This window comes from Microbulbifer maximicatervae (SeqCode) (assembly GCF_056232625.1).
The window spans coordinates 3,506,311-3,527,388 of the sequence record NZ_CP174324.1; the positions used below are offsets into that span (position 1 = coordinate 3,506,311).

Sequence of the window (21,078 nt, forward strand, 5' to 3'; positions counted from 1 at the left end):
TTAGTTAACTTCAGAGAATGTTTATTGCTTTTCATACCAGCACCTTTCGTAGAGCTCCTGCTCAACTTCAGCTAATAAATAATTTTAACTAATTAGTTATAAAATACAGAAAAATCCGCATATACCGTCGGCTCATCCATATCGAGCCCCGTGCCTTCAATTGATGAGGCAGTCTTAATCGGCCAGGCTACCGATAGTTTACTGGCAAAAAATTCATTCCAGTTAAACTTAAAGAGTAAACCTCCACCGGCAAATCTCGCCCAATCATCTTGTTTGCCTTCTTTATAGTTATTTACGATGCCATAGCCAAAATCGGTAAATAACGCCATTTGAAACATATCATTTAGACGCTGATCAAATAGGATCGGATTTATCATATCTGGAAAAGTCATATACCATTCAGCAGATAATAGCCCTGCGGTATCAGCTGAAAAATCCCTTACATCAAACGCCCGCACCCCATTGGCCCCACCGAGCGACAACTGTTCAAAAGCTGGTAAAGCACTATCACTATATTGTGCTCGGGCCTTGAGTATCAGACGTGATTGATCATCGCTAAATGGCATAGGTAAAAACAGGAGGGAACTACCACTCAAAGAAAACTTAGCAAAATTATCACCGCGCTCCTCTTGCAGAGACTCCTCTAGCTCTCTTTGATGATCTCCATATTGAACATTTGTGCTCAATATATTGAGCATGGGAATCACACCACTAGAGAGATGATCAAAGTAAAGGCCCAGCTCTCCACCATATACGTGATCGCCCGGCTCATCAAAAGAAGTGATGGCCAAAAGATTAGACTTTTTCTCGGTTAAACTGAAAGAACCGGTAAGGTTAAAATCCCTAGATCTTCGGAATTTATGGTCTAAAGTAATTGCATAACTTTTGTTATCACCATGTATATCCAGCTTATTTACTGTATTATCTGGGTCTTCTACGTCTTTTAAAATAAATTCATTATGAGCAGCCGAGAACTGAACTCGTGTGCGGGGACCAAAAATTGGAAAACTATACTTAAACTGCCCCAAATCTGAACCAAAATTTGATTCATAATTAGTTAAGCTAGTCGATTTTAAATATCCAACGGAAAGAGCATCACCGATCCCTAAGGGATTTAGCCAGTCAATGGTTGTATAGAAGCGTTGGTCGCCTGTGTAAGCTGAGCCATGGTTATCGGTTCTGAAGGTGGCTTTCCAACCTTTTGCATCTCGAACCTTTAAGTTAAGCCGTGTTTCGCCTGGATTTTCTCCTGCACTAAAATAGCCAGTAACATTTAAGCCCGGCAAGTCATTTAGTAGATAAAGCCCCTCCTCAATACTCTCATGATTAACTAATTTTCCACGCTGTCCCTCAAAAGGCTCTGCTAACTGCTCTAATGCATATCCCTTATTGTCTTCCGCAACAACCTGCCCTAACAAACCTTCTTGAACCGTGAGAGTAACCACACCATTTTCAACTTCCTGTGCAGGAATTTGAACTTGCGCAAGAAATAAGCCTTGGCGACGATAGAAATTAGTGAGTTCCGCGGCTATTTCTTCAAGATCCGCATAACTAATACCACGTTCTTTATTTTGCTTTTCGATAACACTAATTAATTTTCGCAATTCCGAAGGACCCAATCCGCCTGGATTGAACTGGGCATCCATACCATCCAGCAATACTGCTAGCTCTTCCAGATTCTCCACTGTATAGCCACTAGAAAGGATTTTGTCCTCCTTCATGAACTTAATACGCAGATCCTCAGCCATCTTCTCGACCGTTTCACGATCAATACCGAATTCTGGGTACTCTTCCAGACGGTGGAATTGAAATTTTTTGATTGTAATTCGTGGCCCTTGATTCCTTTGAGATACTTCTGGAATTTCAGTATCCAGATTAGGGGCTTTTGCTTCGTAAGTTCGCTGCAAAAAATCCTTAGTTACATCAGCCTCATTAACTGTGGCTGTATCTTGATCAAAAGCCTCTCTAACCTGACTTCTAAAACTCGAACCTTCATCCTGAGCATAACCAGGACATTGAAACAGTAAAAAGCTAGCAGTCACCGCGAATGCCAGCTTATTTTTTTTAAGCCCGAGCATTTTTCCCCCAGACAATTAATTTAAGAAATTTCAGTATGCCAAGCTGTTGTGTACTTATTTCAGTCTCGGTCAAAAACAGATTATTAATTTACATCCCTAACAATACGAAACCCTGTTAATCGATCTGGCTCGCCAGTATGGTGCTTCTTGGTTATTGCCAAACAACGACTCATAGGGTCCTCTCGGCTACCGCCAAGTGCCATTATCTCTTCGCCAGTGCCACGAACCCACTCTTGAACATTCCCCACAGGGTTTACCAGACCAAACCCGTTTGCGGAACCAGAGCTCACCGGTACTAGCTCAGCACCTTTTTCAATACCCCCATACTTCAAGTGACAGTTGCGGTCTGCAACTTCACCCTGCCCATTAGCACTCGCAGCCGCGAACCATTCCTGCTCAGTGGGCAAGCGGTATTTATACCCGGTTTCATCGCTCAACCAGTTCAGATAAGCCTCAGCTATCTCAATGGGTAAATTATTTGCTGGCAACGCTGATAAACCCAGCTGCAATGTCCCACAACCGCCAATGGTGTCACAATAAATTTGGAGGTCTCCATTACTCACCTCATATTTCCCTACAGCCAAATGGCGCCCACCTTCTCCCTTGATAACGACCATCGCCGGGCCTTGAGTTCCATCTGCCAAGCGATCACGACAACTGTATCGCTCACCTCGCCCACCACTGCCCGGCGGGAGGTGGCCGCAGAAATCCAAGCGAAACTCCTTCAAAGGTTGATAAGTAGGTACAAGAGCTCTGAACTGATCGACTAAGGACTCCGTTTGAACTGGGTCCCTCGCACCCAAGGTTGACGCGCATTTCGCCAACTCAGCGCCGACGACAGGTCTAATTTTTCTCGCTTTTACCGCATCAAGGCGCGCAAGCCGGGAAAGCTGTGTACCAACACCTGGAACGCTCATTTCAAAGCTGCAAGTCAGTGCAACCTCCATATCATCGAGCACCGCATCAATTTCTTTTTGCTTAGCGGCGGCTACACGACGGCGCTCGGCCCTCTCCTCAGCCAGACGAAGCTGCTCAGCCTCTCGTTCTGCTGCTACTCGCTCAGCTTCTAGCCTCTCCCGCAAGCTTTCTCTATCTGCAGCTAGCTGCGATTTGATCGCCGCTGCTTCACTGGAATCACCATACCAATTAGCCACGCCCTTGAGCATCACATCTGCCTGATCAAGATTGCCTAGATTCAATTGACCTGTAGCGGCTGCCAAAAATAGCTCTGATATCTGGCGACGCGAAGTATCTTGAAACTCTTTATCAGCAGGGTTCAACTCAGCGTACTCTGCCAATTCAAGCCTGAGATCCTCCTCCCACGCAGGAGTCAGAATACTCAGTGCGATTAGCCTAGATATTGCCTCTTTTTTGTCCGCAGTACGGCGCTCCAACAACTCCTGCTCATGTTTGCGCTCCAGCTCAACCCTGACCCGTTCCTGTTCCACTGCGTTCTGTTGCTGCAAGTGGCTGTAACCTACTACAGCCCCACCTAAGACCAGTACAAACGCGCTTCCCAGAACCCACTTCCAAGCCTGACTGACGAAGAAAGCCTGAACAAATTTATCAACTGTACTTGTTCGATTTTCCCGTTTCAGCTCAAGCGCTAATTCAAGTGCTCTCCACTGCCGACGATTAAGCCCCTTGATTCGCTTGGGCCGCAGGCCCTGCTCTAGCGCCTTATCTGCTGGTGTCTTGTCATACGGGTGACGACCGCAAAACAGCTCGTAGGCTACACACCCAAGTGCAAAAACATCGTCACTCGGAGCCGGCTCCGCCCCTTTAAGCATTTCAAGGCTTGCATATGCAGGGGTCAGAGCTCCGAGAGTACCTGCGTCAAATACGGTAGTTTCACCAACCTTGTTGGCGATTCCGCCTTCAGAGACAGCTCGGGCAATACCGAAGTCAAATACTTTTGCACCTTTCTTATTGGTGACAAAAATATTGCCTGGCTTAAAGTCCGAGTGAACAATTTTATGGGAGTGGGCATATATCAGGGCTTGGGAGATATCCCAAAATACCGAGCGGGCACGCTCGGGCTCCAACCCAACATCGGCATGGTCGCGCAACAACTTGTCCAATGGAGCACCCTCAAGGAACTCCATTGTCATAAACACGCGATCTCCATCGCGGTCAAAATCGTAAACCGTTACGATATTAGGGTGTGCAAGCGTTTGTGATTTACGCGCTTCCCGCTGGAGAGAAATAAAAGCATCGGGATGCTTTTGGAAATCATCATTAAGCAGCTTGATAGCGACATAGGGCTCGCTGTCACTGGCTTCCAATTTACGGCGGTCAAGGGCTTTGTAAACTGCCCCCATCCCCCCAACACCCAGGAGTTTGTCAAGCTCAAATCGACCTTTGATTACAGTTTTAGTCACTGCATTTGAGCCGGAAGCTTCAAAGGGTTCAGGTATTACTGCCGAATCAGCAGAAACACCACCCAAAACTTCATTAGCCCCAGCCCCACTTCCCATCCGATTAGGATTAGGAGAGGGCGCAAAGACAGTAGCATCTGAGCTAAAGCTGGCAGCAGCCGAAGGGATTACCGGTTGGGCACCTTTAACAGGGGGGTGATCATTTGCTCCAGTCTTATCCTGCTGCACAACAACGGTGATATCACCATCTTCTGTCAGCCCACTGGTTGATTGGCCTGAGCCCGGCGGAGTGTCACTCGGCCGAACAATACGCGTCTTATCGTTCAATTCCGCCTCCATGGGAAACCATTACGACACATCCAAATCCGCAAAAACTTTGTTATTGATCTAATGGGCAAGGCAATAAAGTAGGGTGCGAAGTATATCGAACAGCCTATGTGGCAACAATGAACCAATATTCAAATAAATTTGCCTTAACACGCCATCAAACTATTATTTTGATCCAGCCCCCGAAAACACTGAGTATCGCTCCGATTTAAGGCTGAATTACATATTATTACAAAGCAAGCTTATCAAAAAAATACCGGTAAATGCTTTCAAATAGATATTTGACTGTCAATCAATATGCATGACTCAAACCACTTATTTATCCCCGCTAGAGATTTGTTAGTTTTTAGCAATGTTAAATTAGTGTCAGAGTCAATTTGAGCAAACAGGCATAAATCGTAACAGCATAAAATCGCCTCTAGAAATTAGTGCCAGAGTCGATTAAATAACTCGAAAATTAGTTTGTTTTTAGCTTTCTCTTTGTTTAAATCATCACAGTTGCCACCGCGACGACCACCTGAACTACTGCGAATCGCGGTGGTAAGGGATTAACCACCAACATCACACGCCAACTAATGAGGGACATCCCATGGCTATCTACATGAACTACAACAACAAGGCCATCAAAGGCAATGTTACTGCTTCCGGCTACGAGGACTGGATCGAAATTGACAGCTTCAACTTCGGTGTTGGCCGCGGCATTACCATGGAAGCTGGCGCCATGTCAAACCGCGAAGCTTCTCGCCCAAGCCTGAGCGAAGTAAGCTTCACCAAGCGCATCGACGCTGCTTCCGGCGGCCTGTTCAAATCTTCTGTAACCGGTGACGAAGGTGTTACCGTTGAGATCCACGTAGTACAAACTGGTGCTAACTCTGTAGAGAAGTACGCTGTTTACAAACTGGAAAACACCCTGATTTCCTCCTACAGCATCGGTGCTTCCGCTGGTGGCGCTCCGGCTGAGTCTGTATCCCTGAGCTACGCTAAAATCGAAGCAGATCTCAACCACGCAGACAAGACCAACAAGAACCCCAAAAATATGCGTGTTGGATACGATCTGGAAACAGCCAAGCCGCTGTAAGCCAGCAGAATCTGATCTGCATATATAATGGTCTGCAGGAAAACTGCAGACCATTATTTAGCAGTTATTTAGCTGAACGCTTGTTGAGTTTTCAGCTAAATAACTGAACGTATAATAACTAGTACTATTCTCCAAGGCACCGTAGGGATAGTAGGGGCTGCCCATGACTACATTAAATCAAGATAGAAGACTGATTAAAGTCGACAGCCCACTCGGCACGGATGCGGTAATCGCTACCAGCCTGCAAGGCGAAGAGCACATTTCCAAACTCTTCCGCTATGAAGTTCAGCTCCTGTCCGATGACCATGCAATAAGCCAGAAAGATATCGTCGGGAAGGCTGTTACCATTTCTGTTCACCACTCAGAAACTCCTCGTTATATCAATGGTTACGTCACTCAACTTTCTCTACGCGATGTAAACACTGAAGGAGTACGGAGTTATAGCGCCACAATTCAACCAGGCCTTTGGTTTACGAGCCTCGGAGGTTCCAACAGAATCTTTGAAAAGAAATCTGCTAAACAGATTCTTGAAGAAGTTTTGGGTGAGTACAGCAAAGTTGTTAAACTAAGCGTCAAATTAAATGCTGAATATATAACTCGTGAATATTGTGTGCAGTTTGATGAAAGCGATTTTGAATTCATCAATCGCCTTATGGCTGAAGAGGGTATCTCCTATTACTTCAAGCACTCAAATGGGCAACACGAACTTGTACTTTGTGATGATAGCCAGGATTTCTATGACTGTGAAAGCGAACAGATAGAGTACGATGGGAGCGGCAGTCATCCGACAAAAAACACCGTAAGTAGTTGGCAGCGAAATTTCAATTATCATGGTGGCGGTTTTGAATTGAAAGATTATTGTGAGTTCACCGCAACAAAAGATAATAAACAGCAAGTTAAAACCACTAGCCAACTGAATGATGTCAACAATTACATGCGCGGCCTTTATGGGCTAAACCATTTCCAGGCTGACGGTGAAAATAAGCACAAATTTACAGATAGTTACCATAAAGCGCTAGCCGAGCGCTCAATGGAAGCACAAGAAGCTTTATTTGATGTGAGCCATGGGCGCAGTGACTGCCCCTCATTCACAGCGGGCGGCCGTTTTAATTTTGACCACACATTATCGTCAGAGAAAGGGAAGTACCTGATTACTTCCGTACATATCTCTGCTACAGACGGCAATAGTGCGGAAACACATTTCCACAATACTTTCAGTTGTATCCCATCATCAGTAACTCCAAGACCTGAACCGAATGTTTTTGCGAAGAAAGTACACTCTCCGCAAGTCGCACGCGTCCTTGAAGTTAAGGCCACCACTTCTGACAGTTCACAAGACCCCTACACCCAAATCAAAGTGAAGTTTCCATGGAATTCACAGCAGAACAGCTGTTGGGTACGGGTGATGCAGTCATTTGCCGGAAAAAACTGGGGCGCCAACTTTGTCCCCAGAGTCAATCAAGAAGTTATTGTTACTTATATTAATGGTGATCCAGATAGACCACTGATAACTGGAGCCGTATATAACGGCGACAATCCTGGTCCCAACTACACTGCGACTCAAAGCGGCTGGAAAACTGAGTATGAAGGTAGTGCCTTTAACGAACTTCGATTTGATGACAAAGGCGGAAGCGAAGAGCTTTATATGGAAGCCGGCAAAGACCATAACTTTGTCGTCCATAATGACCAAACAGGTAAGATAGAGAACAAACAAACCCTTGAGGTTAAGCAAGACCGGACTATTACGGTTACCGATGGCAGTGAAGTTGTCACCATCTCAAAAGGTGATCAGAAACTTAATGTCAGTAAAGGCAATCAAGTTGTAACTATCGGGTCAGGAAATCACACACTCAAGATCAGTAAAGGTTCTCAAACTACTGATGCAATGGGTGCAATTAAGATTTCCTCCAAAGCATCCATTGAACTAAAAGTCGGCGGTAGCAGTATTAAACTGACTCCAGCTGGTATCACCATCAAAGGAACAATGCTTTCCTGTAAGGGCGACGCTACTGCAGAAGTTAAAGGTGGCGGAATGCTGACCCTGAAAGGCGGCGTAACCATGATTAACTGATGGGGATATACCAATGACAGACCTCATTAAAGTAGAAGCTCTCACCGCAGATGAGCTACTTAAGAATTTTGAAGTTAGTGACGAGGCAGAAGATCATCTGGTACCGGATACAGCACCAGAAGTCAGCATAAACCGCCTAGTGGAAGCAGGCCTATTTCCAGACGCGATCAAGTTGCTTGCTCATGGTCTACCAAAGCGGGAAGCCGTGTGGTGGGCTTGCCTCGCGGCCCGAGATATCCAAGGCCCTCAAACTGACGATGACAATGTGAATGCGCTTAATGCAGCTGAGACTTGGGCAAAAAAGCCCAGTGAAGAAGCCCGCTTACGCTGCAAACTATTCGGCGATAAAACAAAACATAAAACTCCAGCGAGCTGGGCGGCTACGGCAGCGAGTTGGTGTCATGGGAGCTTAGCAGCCGAAGGTGAGCCGGTAGTAGAGCCGCCAGAACACCTTTATGCTCATGCAGTCGCCGGCAGTGTTACTCTTGCTGCCGTGCTATCTGACCCAGTCGATCCAAATAAAAGGTTCATGCGCTATATGGAGCAAGGTCTCGATCTAGCTCGAGGCGGAAACGGTAGGGTTGAGGGATAAATTATGGGTAAGCCAGCTTCCCGCATTGGTGATATGCATGTATGCCCAATGGTCACCGGCACAGTCCCTCATGTGGGTGGCCCAGTAGTAAGCCCAGGAGCACCCACTGTTATCATCGGTGGGATGCCTTCAGCAACCGTTGGTAGCACCTGTACCTGTGTTGGACCGCCCGATACGGTCGCTATGGGAAGCACTACAGTAATGTTGCAAAAGAAACCCGCAGCAAGGATGGGAGATACCACAGGGCATGGTGGAAAAATAGTCATCGGTTGCCCTACAGTATTAATAGGTGGATAAAATATATCGATCTCGCCTGCTTACTAAGCTCGGTGTGCCAGCATAGATGAAATTGGAGACTGACGTTATCCAATTAAGATCACCCCATATCTATGTTTAAGAGTATTCAAACATGCCGCTCTCATCGAGTGGGCGTATCTCTGCCACACCATATCTGCTGAATAAAGATAATGGCTTAAAATATAAGCCCCAGTACACAAGACAACACTTCCTGTGTACTAAAAGTGATTCCCTCTTCTATTAAGAAATTTAGCCAACCACAATGGAAAAGCTATCTATCTAACATAAACACTTTAAATCCAAAGAGAGTCATCCACATATTAATGCTTGTCTTGCACGGACCATGGGCAACCAACCGGAAACCGGAAACCGGAAACCGGAAACCGGAAACCGGAAACCGGAAACCGGAAACCGGAAACCGGAAACCGGAAACCGGAAACCGGAAACCGGAAACCGGAAACCGGAAACCGGAAACCGGAAACATTAAACGATTTTATTAAAATAAAAATAACACAAAATTACCAACTAAATATAAACAATGTGTTTATATAACCCACAGATCAATAATTAAAATATTTCACACAACAAATTTAACCAACAATATTTTCGACGACCCTCTATTTAGAAATCTTTGCCTATTCCATAAATTTAACTAAAGAACAACACCAACCGAAGAAAATTACTTTAGCCAATACGGCCGGAGGATATTTAGCATGCACAAGAAATATAAATTTAAATTATTTCTAATATTTTTTTTATTAACTGCCATATCACCTGGAGGAAATAGCGCTATGGCCTCATTCAACCCCTTTAAAGCTTGTACATTTTCAGAAATGAAAATCAAGTTAACCCTAAATGGAGAACCTGTATCAGGGGCTAAGATCACACGCTCCATACAATGGCAAAAAGAATGGATAGATACATTCACATCTGATGAAAATGGATTTGCAGTATTACCCGCAAAATTTGCGAATTCTGTAAAGCAAGTTCTACCTGTCGAGTTTGTCTCAGCACAAAAAATCACAGTCGAGCATAACGATAACTCCTACAAAATATGGGTTTATGCAAAACGACAGCCTGAGGAGAACTCAGAACTTAACGGAAAACCCTTTAATCTTACTTGCGAACTGTCTGATGAGATGGAACTAGAGGAACGATTCGGCTCATATTTAAAAACATCGTGTAAATTTTCTTAAACAAAAATAGAGACAACAACATCATGCTTAGCCCAACCTACAGTGCAAAATTGGCTGCAGACACCTATCTTGTCAAAGAATCTAATACTCGCGAACTTTTTTTCGAAGTATATAAAGAAGATTTTGAGATTGATGAAGAGCTTTCTGGCAAGTTCAATGCCGAAGCTGGCGCTCTAGTTTTTGTTAAAAGTACAGATACTCGAGGTATAGTGCTCTCGGGCAAGAAACAATTCAAGGGACAAGCCTTCGTAAGTATATTGGGCACTGCCAGCCTATATGATGTATTAACTGACCTAAATGCTGGAGTGAAGAGATTTCATACTGGAGGAGCGGTCCATCAAGGATTCTTTTATACTTTTGAGTCCTTTTTACCGAAGTTAGAGAGCTTTGCACGCAATCTCCCTAAAGACATTCATACCATCCATTGTGTAGGACATAGTCTTGGTGGGGCATTAGCCACTTTAGCTGCTGATTGGCTTTCCACAAATACAGGCAAATCTATAAAACTGTATACATTTGGAAGCCCTCGAGTTGGACTCGATCACTTCGCCAGCGGCTGTAAAAGAAGGCTTAAAACTGAAAATATTTATCGTGTATATCATCGTGCAGATCCAGTACCTATGGTCCCCACTTGGCCTTTTATTCATGTTCCAAATGGTGGAACTGGAGACTTTGAGCTGCCAACCCCAAGTCTTAACCCTGGTACAAACCATAGCAGTACAACCTACGTATCTTCCGTATCACCCAACGGTACTAGCTTAGACTGGGATGGTATAAAATTGAGAAAGCCTAAAGGCAGCCTGGAGAAAAGTGTTGAAGCATGGCTCAAGTCCGATGGCATTCTCTCTTTAACCATGAATACTGCATGGATAGCTGGTGAGGCCGTGCTTTGGGTACTCAAAAAAATCACTCATCTTGCGGGAATTTCACTGATAGCAACTGGCGGAACTGCTTTTACTCTTCTCGACAGGCTAGCAATATTCTTGAACAAAGCTTACCAGATTAGTAAAGACATTTCTTTTTGGGTATTACGGCTTATCCGCAGGCTAGCACAGCTCATTGGATTAGCCATTGTAGAGGGTACCGATATTACAGTTTCCTTTATACGCATGGTCTTCCTACGTATGCATCGCGCGGTATCGGATTTAGTAATGAGAGCGGGTAGACCTAACCAGTAATTATTTTTTAAGACCAGTTGTATCGATATGGTTATTAGTGGTACCAAGCCCAGCAATAATGTTTTATTAATATCATCGCTGGGCTTATTTACAATTTTCTATTTTACTATGTAACTAAAGTCCCCTTCTTCCGTTGCGGATACTTTAATTATTTTCACTTCTTCACCGCGCGCCATTTTATCCAAACATTCACTGGCCAATTCAGGCAATAATGTTTTGTTCAAAATAACTTCAATATTACGAGCACCTGTATCAGCTTCGTGGCAACGAGCAACGATGTTAATCAAAACATCCTCGTCATAACTAAAGGACGCTCCATAATGCTCGTGAACGCGCTTTTCAATCTTGCGCATATTGATTCTGCAAATCTCTACCAGATTTTCATCATCGAGAGGGTAATAAGCAATCACATTTGCTCGACCGAGGAAAGCTGGTTTGAATTTTTGTAGCAGATGTGGGCGGATATTATCCATCAATACATCTGGCTCAGGCTTTTCTTCTACCTGACTGAAGATAGCTCTAATTGCATCCTCCCCTGCATTGGAGGTCATAATTATTACGGTGTTCTTGAAGTCAATATCCCTTCCTTCACCGTCTTTAATAGTTCCCTTGTCAAACAGGTTATAGAAAACATCCTGCACACCTGGGTGAGCTTTTTCCATCTCGTCCAATAAGATTACCGAATAAGGCTTACGGCGTGCAGCTTCGGTAAGAACACCACCCTCTCCGTAACCTACATAGCCGGGAGGAGAGCCCAACAGCATAGATACTTTATGCTCTTCCTTGAATTCAGCCATATTGATGGTCGTGATATTTTGCTCACCACCAAACAGCTCATCAGCCAAGGCAAGTGCAGTCTCTGTTTTACCCACACCGCTAGTACCACAGAACATAAACACACCCACCGGTTTACGCGGGTCTGTCAAGCCTGCTCGAGAAGTGCGAATTGCCTGGGCTACAGCCTCAATAGCATGAGGTTGGCCAATAACACGCTTATTAAGGCGCTCTGCCAAAGTCTTCACAGCAATGATTTCATCGCTAACCATCTTACCGACAGGAATTCCAGTCCAGTTGGCAACTACTGCGGCAATAGCCTGTTCATCAACAGCTGGCTGCATTAACGGGGTATCCCCCTGGATAACTTCCAAGTCCGCGGTTAATGTTTTGAGCTGTTGCTGATAGTCGGCTAATAAGGCCTCGTCGAGTGTATCTTCACCTTCACCACTTTGGACTTTCATAAACTCTACATCGATCTGATCGCGGAGTTGCTGAATCTGTCCGATTAGCTCGTTCTCTTTAAGCAGTTGCTGTTCGAGAACTTCCAAACGCTTTTCTTCAGAAGCTTTAAACTCTTTAAGCTCTGCCAGTTGCTCCTCATGCTCACCCATTGCCGCGTTTTCACGCTCAAGTTTAGCCAGGGTAATATTAGTCCGATCGATATTGATACGAGCATCTTCAATCGCCCCAGGAGTAGCAGACTGACTGAGAGCGACACGCGCGCAGGCCGTATCCAGTAAGCTAACAGACTTATCTGGCAATTGGCGTCCGGGAATATAACGATGAGATAATTTGACCGAAGCTATGATAGCCTCGTCCAGGATGCGTACTTTATGGTGCTCCTCCAACGAGGTTGCAATACCACGCATCATATCAATTGCGTTGCTCTCATCAGGCTCTTCAACTTTTACTACCTGGAATCTACGGGTCAGAGCAGGATCTCGTTCAAAATATTTCTTATATTCCGCCCAGGTTGTGGCAGCTAAAGTGCGTAATTCACCGCGTGCCAGTGCAGGCTTCAAGAGATTAGCAGCATCCCCTTGCCCCTCTTTACCACCCGCGCCAATCATGGTGTGCGCTTCATCAATAAATAGAATAATTGGCGTTGCAGATGCTCGCACTTCTGAAATTACAGACTTCAAACGGTTTTCAAACTCACCTTTTACACTGGCACCAGCCTGAAGAAGTCCTAAGTCAAGCGTGCGTACGGCTACACCACGAAGTGGCTCAGGTACATCACCACTAGCTATTCGAAGAGCAAAGCCTTCAACGACGGCAGTTTTACCAACACCTGCTTCACCAGTCAGGATCGGATTATTTTGACGCCGGCGGGTTAAGATATCGATACATTGGCGTATTTCCTCATCACGACCAAGTACAGGGTCAATCTCTCCCTTCTTCGCTCTTTCAGTTAGATTGATTGTATATTTGTCCAGAGCCGGAGCTTTAGAAGCAGCTGCAGCAACTGCAGCTGCGCCATCATCCATATCCGCCGTGGCGCTAATATGACTAGATTCTCCACTTTGCCCAAACATTGCACGAGCGGTTTCGCGAATCGATTCTGGAGCTATCTCTTTCAGTTCTGGGCAGGATTCTAAAATCTGGCGACGGGAGGTTTCTTCCAATAAAAGTGCAGCCAAAAAGTGTCCGGAGCTGATTGCTCTATGCCCATAATCAATAGAAGCCAGCATCCAAGCATTCTTCGCTGCTTCTACGATAGTTGGGGACAGGGCTGGTGGACGGCTGCTGCCGGCCCGAAATCCAGCAATCGCTGTAGCCAGCTGCTTGGCAAAATTTGCTGGATTACAGTCGTGTTTTTCCAATAGATGGTAAAGGTCAGTATCAGACTGATCCAAAAGTTTCAGTAACCAATGCTCTAATTCAACATTGTACTGGTTCTGTGACAGACAAAGCCCAGCAGCGCCCTCTAGTGAGTCACGCATATGCGGTGTCATGGTATCAACCAATCGCTTCAAATCGATATTGATCACGTTGAATATCCTTTCCTAAATAATAAAGTTATTAATTTTACTTATGCAGCAGGTAAAGCTTCATCAGGTGAAATATTGTCTGCACTTAAGGTTATTTGTACTAACCTTTCACCATCTTGTTCACTAGCCATGTGAGTATTCCATCCCAGTAAAGGTTCATTCTCAGCTTTTCTATTTAGCTGAACAGGTGCCACCTGGCTGGTTGAAAGTGTCACCGACAACTCAAAATCCAACTCAATACCAGCACTAAAGTGAATAAACTCCTTAAGCGATTCCAACTTTTTCGTACCCGGAGCAATAGTCATAAATTGCTCATAAGGCATTGACTCAATAATTACTCGAAATTTATTCTGGGCTTGGAAGCAGTGCGTACCCAGAATGGTATTTACTCCCAAGCAATTATTAATACCCTTCGGCACCTGAGCACTGGGCAGTCGACACAAGATATCATCCGGTAACTCATCCCACTGTCCCTGGAATTGTTCGATGCTTACCGTTAAATCAAAATAATGCTTGATCATGCTGGATAAAGCGGTAGCGGAACAGCGTCCGCTGGAAAGATGTCCTCCCATTCCAACAAGTGCTTCATCCGGTATCGGCATTCGATAGCGCATTTCACTTGTGCCAAGCCCTGCTAGGGATGCTAGAGCCTGGGTAAACTTGTCTGGCTCTCTAGAATTCTGCAGGCGTTGCCGTTCATAATTCACAGGCAACTGGTATTTATGCCAAGATTGGTAAAAAAGAGAGACACTCCGGTGATTAAACATATCCAGAAAATCACGCAGTGCCGTATTGTTCTCCCTAAGTTCCCTTTGCACTAACTCTGTCAGATAATACGGCATCACCCCCTGACTACCGATTAACCCTGTAAAACCCACCTCCATATGCCACTGATGAGTCTCATTTTCATCGGGCTCTTCATGTTCAACGTTTTTCTTCTCTAGACGTAAAACATCCGAACTAACAAAAGACAACCCAGATTGAGCACTAAACCGAATCAGCTCTTTATTCGGAGGGGCAGCGCTCGCTATAGGTTCTTTACTGAAACCTGTACCTGCCAGATGTACTGCACGCTCTACCAGCCTTACCGCTTGAAAAAAATCAAAGTTATAAGGCTCTCGGCGTAAACGCTCAATTACAGTAAAGCTTTTTCGCCGGCGCGAGGTGGCCATCGCTTCAACTCCCCATCTCGACCACTCATAGTGGCAATCAGTTTTGTAAATGAATTAATTGAACAGTATAAGCCCAGGAAACGCTCTATGATGCTAGCAAATAACAATGGACTTGTTCCTGTTAACATCATGGAATCAAGTTCAATCTCAACTTCTGTGCCACGACATAAAACTACACTTTGATCAATCTGAATCGGAGCAGTAACCGGTTTAGTATTAAGCTTCAAGAGTGATTCAATCAGGTTGCGAGTACTTGCCGAATCACGAAAATCGTAAAGCCTAAAAATTTCTTTTAACGCATTACATCCCTCTGCACCTGATAGGGAAAGATGATTTAAGTTAAGGTGGGAAATTAACCTCCAATATCCTCGCTCTCGTCGAGGCGGCCGTATAGTTGCCGTTGGGGAAACCACACAACTAATTCGGCTAACTGGCAAATCACCGTCAACAACCTCTAAATAAGGTTGGGCGCTACCACTAGGTAATTTCTTGGCCAGATTACGATTACAACACGTTAACTTAATATCTAACGTCTGATCACTAATTCGATGCGGATTAAAGTCAAGATCGACTAAGCTTATATCTATCTCGGATGCTTGTTCATTCCGATGCTCCCCTTCGATCACATCTCTGCGACGACTAAACCAAAAGGCAGATTGATCAGCATGATGTTGACTGTGTCGAATTCCATAGAAAGGCCGATAACTGGTTGTCTCTCCATCACCGTTAGTTGCCGCGACTTCATCCACTGAGTATATTTCCAAGCCATCACTCCTACGAGCATCCGGGACCACATGGTAACTATACTGCGAGTGATTAAGTGGAATAGGATCTGCACTTTGCTTAAATAAATTAACAACCGGAGCACAACCCAAAGCAAACATGCTTGGAGAAATCTGTTTTTCCAACTCTTCATGAGTTTCGGATAAATAAAAATACAGATTTAGCGTGTCGTCAAAGCTCTCGTTTAACGCCTCACCAATGTTCAACATATCCAAGAAAAGGAACTTTTCTGGAAAAGCAAAATATTCAGTTAGGAGTCGATATCCTACGAATGCGGTATCAGGATATGGCAATAAACCCTCATCTGGACTTAGCCCCACTTGACATATTTCATCCGGAGAGAGAAAAGTTGGCTTTGGATCACTCTCCCCATTGGCAACAACCAACCTTACACACTTACTGAGTAACAGGTCATATAAACTATAGATATGAGATGGTTGGCCACGAAGGAAAAATCGGAGACTCTCAGGGTTTAAATCAGAAAATTTTATGCTTGGGCTAAAAGTTTTAAGAGACAATTTTAAAACAGCATTAGCGCCCTGAATGTCATTACAGCCCGGAGCGATAAATGGCCTTGGCATCAGAGTGGCACTTACCGCCTGAAATGGACAAATTTCTGCCGGATAACAAGTAGTAAAGCGGCAGGTTTGCCCTTGAAAGCTGTCACTTTCGAGTAACGTCTTTGTTTCTACGCGAGTTATCGCATCCAAATCCTTTTCCGGTTCAAACTGAACAATGGCACAAGAGGGAATAGGACGAAGATAATGAGGATACAGAGTTTCCAGCATTGCATCCGTTAACTCCGGAAAATCATCACTCAGCTTTTGCTGCACCCGAGCATTCATGTAAGCGAAGCCGGACAACAGTCGCCCTACTAAAGGATCATCAACTGTGTCTGCATCCAGCTGAAGTCGGGATGCGGCAGCTGGGTGCATCTTTGCAAATTCAGCAGAAGTTTGCTGAATGAATGCGAGCTCGCGCTCGTAGAGATCTATTAACTTTTCACTCATCACATAATCTCAGAGACATCCACCAGCTGGGTAACTGGGTTGAGTGCCGAATCAAATACAATAACTTCCGATGCTGGATTTACATGTAATACAGCTTCTACACGAAAGCGTATACTAGGATCTTCGACATCCACTTTGTCTTGGGTGGTTACTTTTACCGAACGTATTCTGGGCTCAAAATTTAAAATTGTTTTTTCAATATCTCGACAAAACTGTTTTCGGCTAGCGGCAGAAGAAAGATTGACTGTTGATAGGTCTGGCAACCCATAGTTAATATTCGACTGTTCTAAACTTTCATGAGTTGAAGGTGCGGAAATACATTTAAATCTTGTGTTGAACAAGTATTCCAAATCACGACGCACCCCTTCACGCAACTGTCTCAACACTTGATGAGATTGATGTACATCCAATTTACTAGATGATTGTAATAATCGATCCAATACCGGTGCCAATAGTCGCTTTTCTCTAACCATAATAATTAGGTAGCTCCGACGCCGATTGTTGCCAATGCGGTTGTAAGTTTTAGCTCGGATACAAGATGGTCAACGGTGTAATGACTCTTGAGATGAATCACACTTTGATAGCTACCCGCTTTACCTGGCTCATCCGTTACTTGCACCCGGGACTCCCGTAGAGGGTATCGAGCCTGCATTTCCCAGGAAAGGTCATCCCTTCCCGTTGTATATTCATCCAACCAATGCTGCAACTGCCGCTCGCAATCTGCAGCATTCATATAAGCACCCACCTTATCCCTTATCATTACCTTGATATAATGAGCAAATCGAGATGCGCAAAGTATTTGTTGTAACATGGAGCTAATACGCGCATTAGCCGTGGCTGCTTTAGAAGTAAATTGCTTCGGCCTTTGAAGTGATGGAACACTATTAAAGGCGCTGTAAGGGGTATCGTAACAATGACTCAAGCATACATACCCTAAGTCACTTAAATCCCGCTCAGCAAAATCAGTTACCAAAATTGAAGTGGCCATTCGGATCATGCCAGGAGTACTATCTGGCCTATAAGGCACCATTGGTAGCTGGGTTACCAACCCTCCCCCCAAATGATCACGAGCAACTCCTCTAATATGTGAAAACCAGCCAACTTCACTAAATTCTCTTAATAGCACAGTACCCAATGCAAAGCAGGCGTTCCCCCATAAATAATTCTGGCTATGGGGTGCCCGTACCTGTTCCTGAAACCTCAAACCACGATAGGATGAAAACTCCTGATTATAGGGTTCTCTCATTAAAACTTGAGGAAGTGTTAAAGCAATAAATCGGCTGTCTTCCAGGTCCCGAAGGCCATTCCATCGAATGTATTCCTTTTGACGGAATACTTCTGAAAAATTGATAGGCTTTGCTAGATCCGAAAAGTTGTCTACGCCAAAAAGTTGTGGGGCTGATGCACAAACAAACGGTGCAAAGGCTGCGGCTGCAGTATGTGCGATGCCCTGCAAAGTAAAGACATCATCATAAGGGTGATCAGGCAGTGGCCGATGAGATACATAGTAATCTCCAAGTAACAAACCAAATGGCTCACCGCCTGGAGTACCGAACTCTTCATTGTATATAAGATGAAACAGGCCAGATTGGTCAAAATCCGGGGCCCTCTCCATATCCTTCGCCAGCTCTTTCCAGCTGGCATCTAAGAGTTTGATTTTAATATTTTCAGCATGGGGCGTATCAAACACTAAGAGGGATAGTCCCCGCCAGCTCGCTTCAAGTCTCTGAAACTTCTGGTGATGAATTATACAATTCAGCTGGTCACAGATTAGTTCATCCAACTCGGCGATAATTCGACCAAGATATTGGCGAACGGAATAATTATTCCTATTTGTACGAGGGGATAATTCTGTGAGCCAATATTCAAATGCAAAAAGGTCATCCGGTTCCTGCAGAAATTTATGTAGCTCTCTCTGCTGCCCTCTCGCCAATTTCTCCGGTAGAACATCTGGTTGATCTTCCGATATTTGGTCATGTGCTGCACGGGGCACCGGTATACTCCAACAAGAATTATTATTTGAATAAATAATGGTGAAACGCTGGCCTTGAACAAGGCCATGTGAAGAGAGAACCCGCCCCTAAGAGCGGGCCCGGAGCCTTATCCCGCAGATGGGATATTTGCCACCATACGCAAGGATGTCGTCAATTCTTCCATCTGTAACCAGGGTTTCAGATAGGCAATTGCACTGTAACATCCAGGCTGACCCGGAATCTCTTTTACTTCTACACGCGCTTCAGAAAGCGGGTACTTCGCTTTCATTTCAGGGCTCGCATCAGGATTGGAGTTAGTGTACTGGGAGATCCACTTGTTCAACCAACGCTCACAATCACCGGCTTCCATAAAGGAACCCACTTTATCGCGCGCCATTACCTTGAGGTAATGTGCAATACGGGAAGTCGCCATTAAATAAGGCAAGCGGGCAGAAATAGCTGCGTTAGCAGTGGCGTCAGGGTCATCGTATGCCTTTGCCTTTTGCGCACTTTGAGCACCAAAGAATACCGAGTAATCCGTATTCTTGTAGTGACACAGAGGCAAGAAGCCTTGAGCGCTTAACTCCGCTTCACGGCGATCGGTAATACCAATCTCTGTGGGGCATTTCTGATCGAGATCCCCATCGTCACTCTTGAACACGTGAGATGGTAGCCCTTCTACTTTACCACCACCCTCAGCACCGCGAATTGCAGTACACCAGGAGTTCTCAGCGAATGCTTGAGTCATCGTGGTGCCCATAACATAAGAAGCATTCATCCAGCAGTATTGATCGTGCTCTGCTGGACGGGAAACGCCGTCTTCATCCACTTCAAATTCTTCGAAGTCAAAAGCTTCAATCGGCTTGGTGTTAGCACCATAAGGGGTACGGGCCAGGGTACGCGGCATTACCAAGGTGACAAAACGGGAGTCGTCACTGTCACGGAAACTGCGCCACTTGATGTACTCGGCGGATTCAAAAATACCACCCAGATCTCTCGGTTTGGAAAGCTCCGTGTAGTCATCAAAACCAAACATGCCGGCACCGGCAGCTGCAACAAACGGACAGAAGCCAGCCGCAGCAACATTAGACATCTTGCTCAGAAGCTCGATATCCTCAGGGTGGCTGGTGAACTCGAAATCCCCGATCATTACGCCGTAGGGCTCACCACCCGCAGTACCAAACTCTTCTTCATAGATTTTTTTGAAGGTCTGGCTCTGGTCGAACTCAACTGCCTTATCCAGGTCGCGGAAGAGCTCGCGCTTGCTCAAATTGAGCATGCGGATTTTCATGGTAGCGCCAGTTTCCGAGTTCATGACCAGGTGATTCAGACCACGCCATGATCCTTCCAGTTTCTGGAATTTCTCGTCATGCAAAATCGCAGACAGCTGCTGGGACATGGCCTTATCAATCGCGCTAACAGCTTTCTTGATGGTCTGGGTCAGGTTGCGATCCCAGGTGACCGTCCCTTTCATTACTTGCTCTGTCAAATTCGCAAGCAAGTCTTGTGCTTCTTGAGGCTCAGTTTGTTTAGTTGCCGCAATCGCCTGGTCTAGGAGACTCGCCGATTGCTCTTCAGCTTCACTTCCTGCAACATTTTCTACTTCAGTGCTCATTCTGAGTCCTCTCCTTTATCCTCATTCAAGCCCAACTGGTCAGAGATAGCGCTGACGTTTTCTGTGCTCTTGAGAATATCCTCAAGTACTTTTTCAAGCTCCTCAGAGCGATCAGCTTTACTCAGCAGATCACGCAGCTTGCTACGGGCTTCAAGCAATTGCTTTAGTGGCTCAACCTGCTCAACAATCTGCTCCGGCGAGAAGGCGTCCATGTTGTTGAAGTCGAGATCAACAGCCATCTTGCTACCGTCACCAGTCAGGGTGTTTTCAACCTGCAAGTTCAACTTTGGGTTTACTTTACCCATTACGTCGTTGAAGTTATCGCGGTCAATTTGGATAAACTTACGATCTTTCAGAGCTTTGCGATTCTCGGCATTATCACCAGAGTAATCACCCATAACACCCGCCACAAAAGGAAGCTCCTTTTTGACTTCGGCTCCGTTAGTTTCAACATCGTAAGTGATATGTACACGCGGCTTACGCACGCGCTTAAGTTTGTTGTGGATGCTTTCAGACATCTAAGGTCTCCTTTCCGACTTTAGGGACTGCTGTTCTCAGTTAA

15 protein-coding genes are annotated in these 21,078 nt (G+C 45.1%); 6 read left to right on the forward strand and 9 right to left on the reverse strand.

The genetic code is table 11. The features are described from left to right. Positions 1-92: 92 nt before the first annotated feature. Positions 93-2,078 carry a ShlB/FhaC/HecB family hemolysin secretion/activation protein gene (locus ACJJI6_RS15250; RefSeq protein WP_475711079.1) on the reverse strand — a complete coding sequence of 662 codons (1,986 nt, stop codon included), beginning with the start codon at positions 2,076-2,078 and terminating at the stop codon, positions 93-95. Positions 2,079-2,161: 83 nt separating this feature from the next. Further along, positions 2,162-4,783, reverse strand: a complete 2,622-nt coding sequence (locus ACJJI6_RS15255) for a bifunctional serine/threonine-protein kinase/formylglycine-generating enzyme family protein (RefSeq protein ID WP_475711081.1) — start codon at positions 4,781-4,783, stop codon at positions 2,162-2,164. Positions 4,784-5,372: 589 nt separating this feature from the next. On the opposite strand from ACJJI6_RS15255, the gene ACJJI6_RS15260 reads away from it, so the two are divergent. From ACJJI6_RS15260 to ACJJI6_RS15285, 6 genes are all read left to right on the forward strand, one after another. Then, entirely contained in the window at positions 5,373-5,861 is a 489-nt protein-coding gene (locus ACJJI6_RS15260) for an Hcp family type VI secretion system effector (RefSeq protein WP_413664127.1), read from the forward strand. A gap of 163 nt (positions 5,862-6,024) precedes the next feature. Next, the gene (locus ACJJI6_RS15265) at positions 6,025-7,932 is read left to right on the forward strand and encodes a type VI secretion system Vgr family protein (protein WP_475711082.1); all 1,908 of its coding nucleotides are present in this window, start codon (positions 6,025-6,027) and stop codon (positions 7,930-7,932) included. A 13-nt stretch (positions 7,933-7,945) separates the two neighbouring features. Next, on the forward strand, positions 7,946-8,524 hold the full coding sequence (locus ACJJI6_RS15270) for a DUF6931 family protein (RefSeq protein WP_413664125.1): 579 nt from the start codon (positions 7,946-7,948) through the stop codon (positions 8,522-8,524). Between the two features lie 3 nt (positions 8,525-8,527). Beyond that, entirely contained in the window at positions 8,528-8,821 is a 294-nt protein-coding gene (locus ACJJI6_RS15275; protein ID WP_413664124.1) for a PAAR domain-containing contractile injection system baseplate protein, read from the forward strand. A 713-nt stretch (positions 8,822-9,534) separates the two neighbouring features. Further along, a complete protein-coding gene (locus ACJJI6_RS15280) occupies positions 9,535-10,017 on the forward strand; it encodes a DUF6795 domain-containing protein (protein ID WP_475711084.1) in 483 nt (160 codons plus the stop codon). Between the two features lie 23 nt (positions 10,018-10,040). Further along, positions 10,041-11,195 carry a lipase family protein gene (locus ACJJI6_RS15285; protein WP_475711086.1) on the forward strand — a complete coding sequence of 385 codons (1,155 nt, stop codon included), beginning with the start codon at positions 10,041-10,043 and terminating at the stop codon, positions 11,193-11,195. A gap of 98 nt (positions 11,196-11,293) precedes the next feature. Here ACJJI6_RS15285 and tssH read toward each other — a convergent pair whose 3' ends face one another. The 7 genes from tssH to tssB form a co-directional block, all read right to left on the reverse strand. Continuing rightward, on the reverse strand, positions 11,294-13,963 hold the full coding sequence (gene tssH / locus ACJJI6_RS15290) for a type VI secretion system ATPase TssH (protein ID WP_475711087.1): 2,670 nt from the start codon (positions 13,961-13,963) through the stop codon (positions 11,294-11,296). A 41-nt stretch (positions 13,964-14,004) separates the two neighbouring features. Next, a complete protein-coding gene (gene tssG, locus ACJJI6_RS15295; RefSeq protein WP_475711088.1) occupies positions 14,005-15,135 on the reverse strand; it encodes a type VI secretion system baseplate subunit TssG in 1,131 nt (376 codons plus the stop codon). Next, a complete protein-coding gene (gene tssF, locus ACJJI6_RS15300) occupies positions 15,099-16,928 on the reverse strand; it encodes a type VI secretion system baseplate subunit TssF (protein WP_475711089.1) in 1,830 nt (609 codons plus the stop codon). Before tssF ends, tssG begins: the two co-directional genes overlap by 37 nt. Next, entirely contained in the window at positions 16,928-17,401 is a 474-nt protein-coding gene (gene tssE / locus ACJJI6_RS15305; protein WP_444895421.1) for a type VI secretion system baseplate subunit TssE, read from the reverse strand. The genes tssF and tssE overlap by 1 nt, the downstream gene beginning before the upstream one ends. Before the next feature lie 5 nt (positions 17,402-17,406). Next, positions 17,407-18,921 carry a type VI secretion system contractile sheath large subunit gene (tssC, locus tag ACJJI6_RS15310; RefSeq protein ID WP_475711090.1) on the reverse strand — a complete coding sequence of 505 codons (1,515 nt, stop codon included), beginning with the start codon at positions 18,919-18,921 and terminating at the stop codon, positions 17,407-17,409. A gap of 107 nt (positions 18,922-19,028) precedes the next feature. After that, positions 19,029-20,516, reverse strand: coding sequence for a type VI secretion system contractile sheath large subunit (gene tssC / locus ACJJI6_RS15315; protein ID WP_444895423.1), 1,488 nt, complete (start codon positions 20,514-20,516; stop codon positions 19,029-19,031). Beyond that, positions 20,513-21,034, reverse strand: a complete 522-nt coding sequence (gene tssB, locus ACJJI6_RS15320; protein ID WP_413664115.1) for a type VI secretion system contractile sheath small subunit — start codon at positions 21,032-21,034, stop codon at positions 20,513-20,515. The genes tssC (ACJJI6_RS15315) and tssB overlap by 4 nt, the downstream gene beginning before the upstream one ends. Positions 21,035-21,078: the final 44 nt, after the last annotated feature.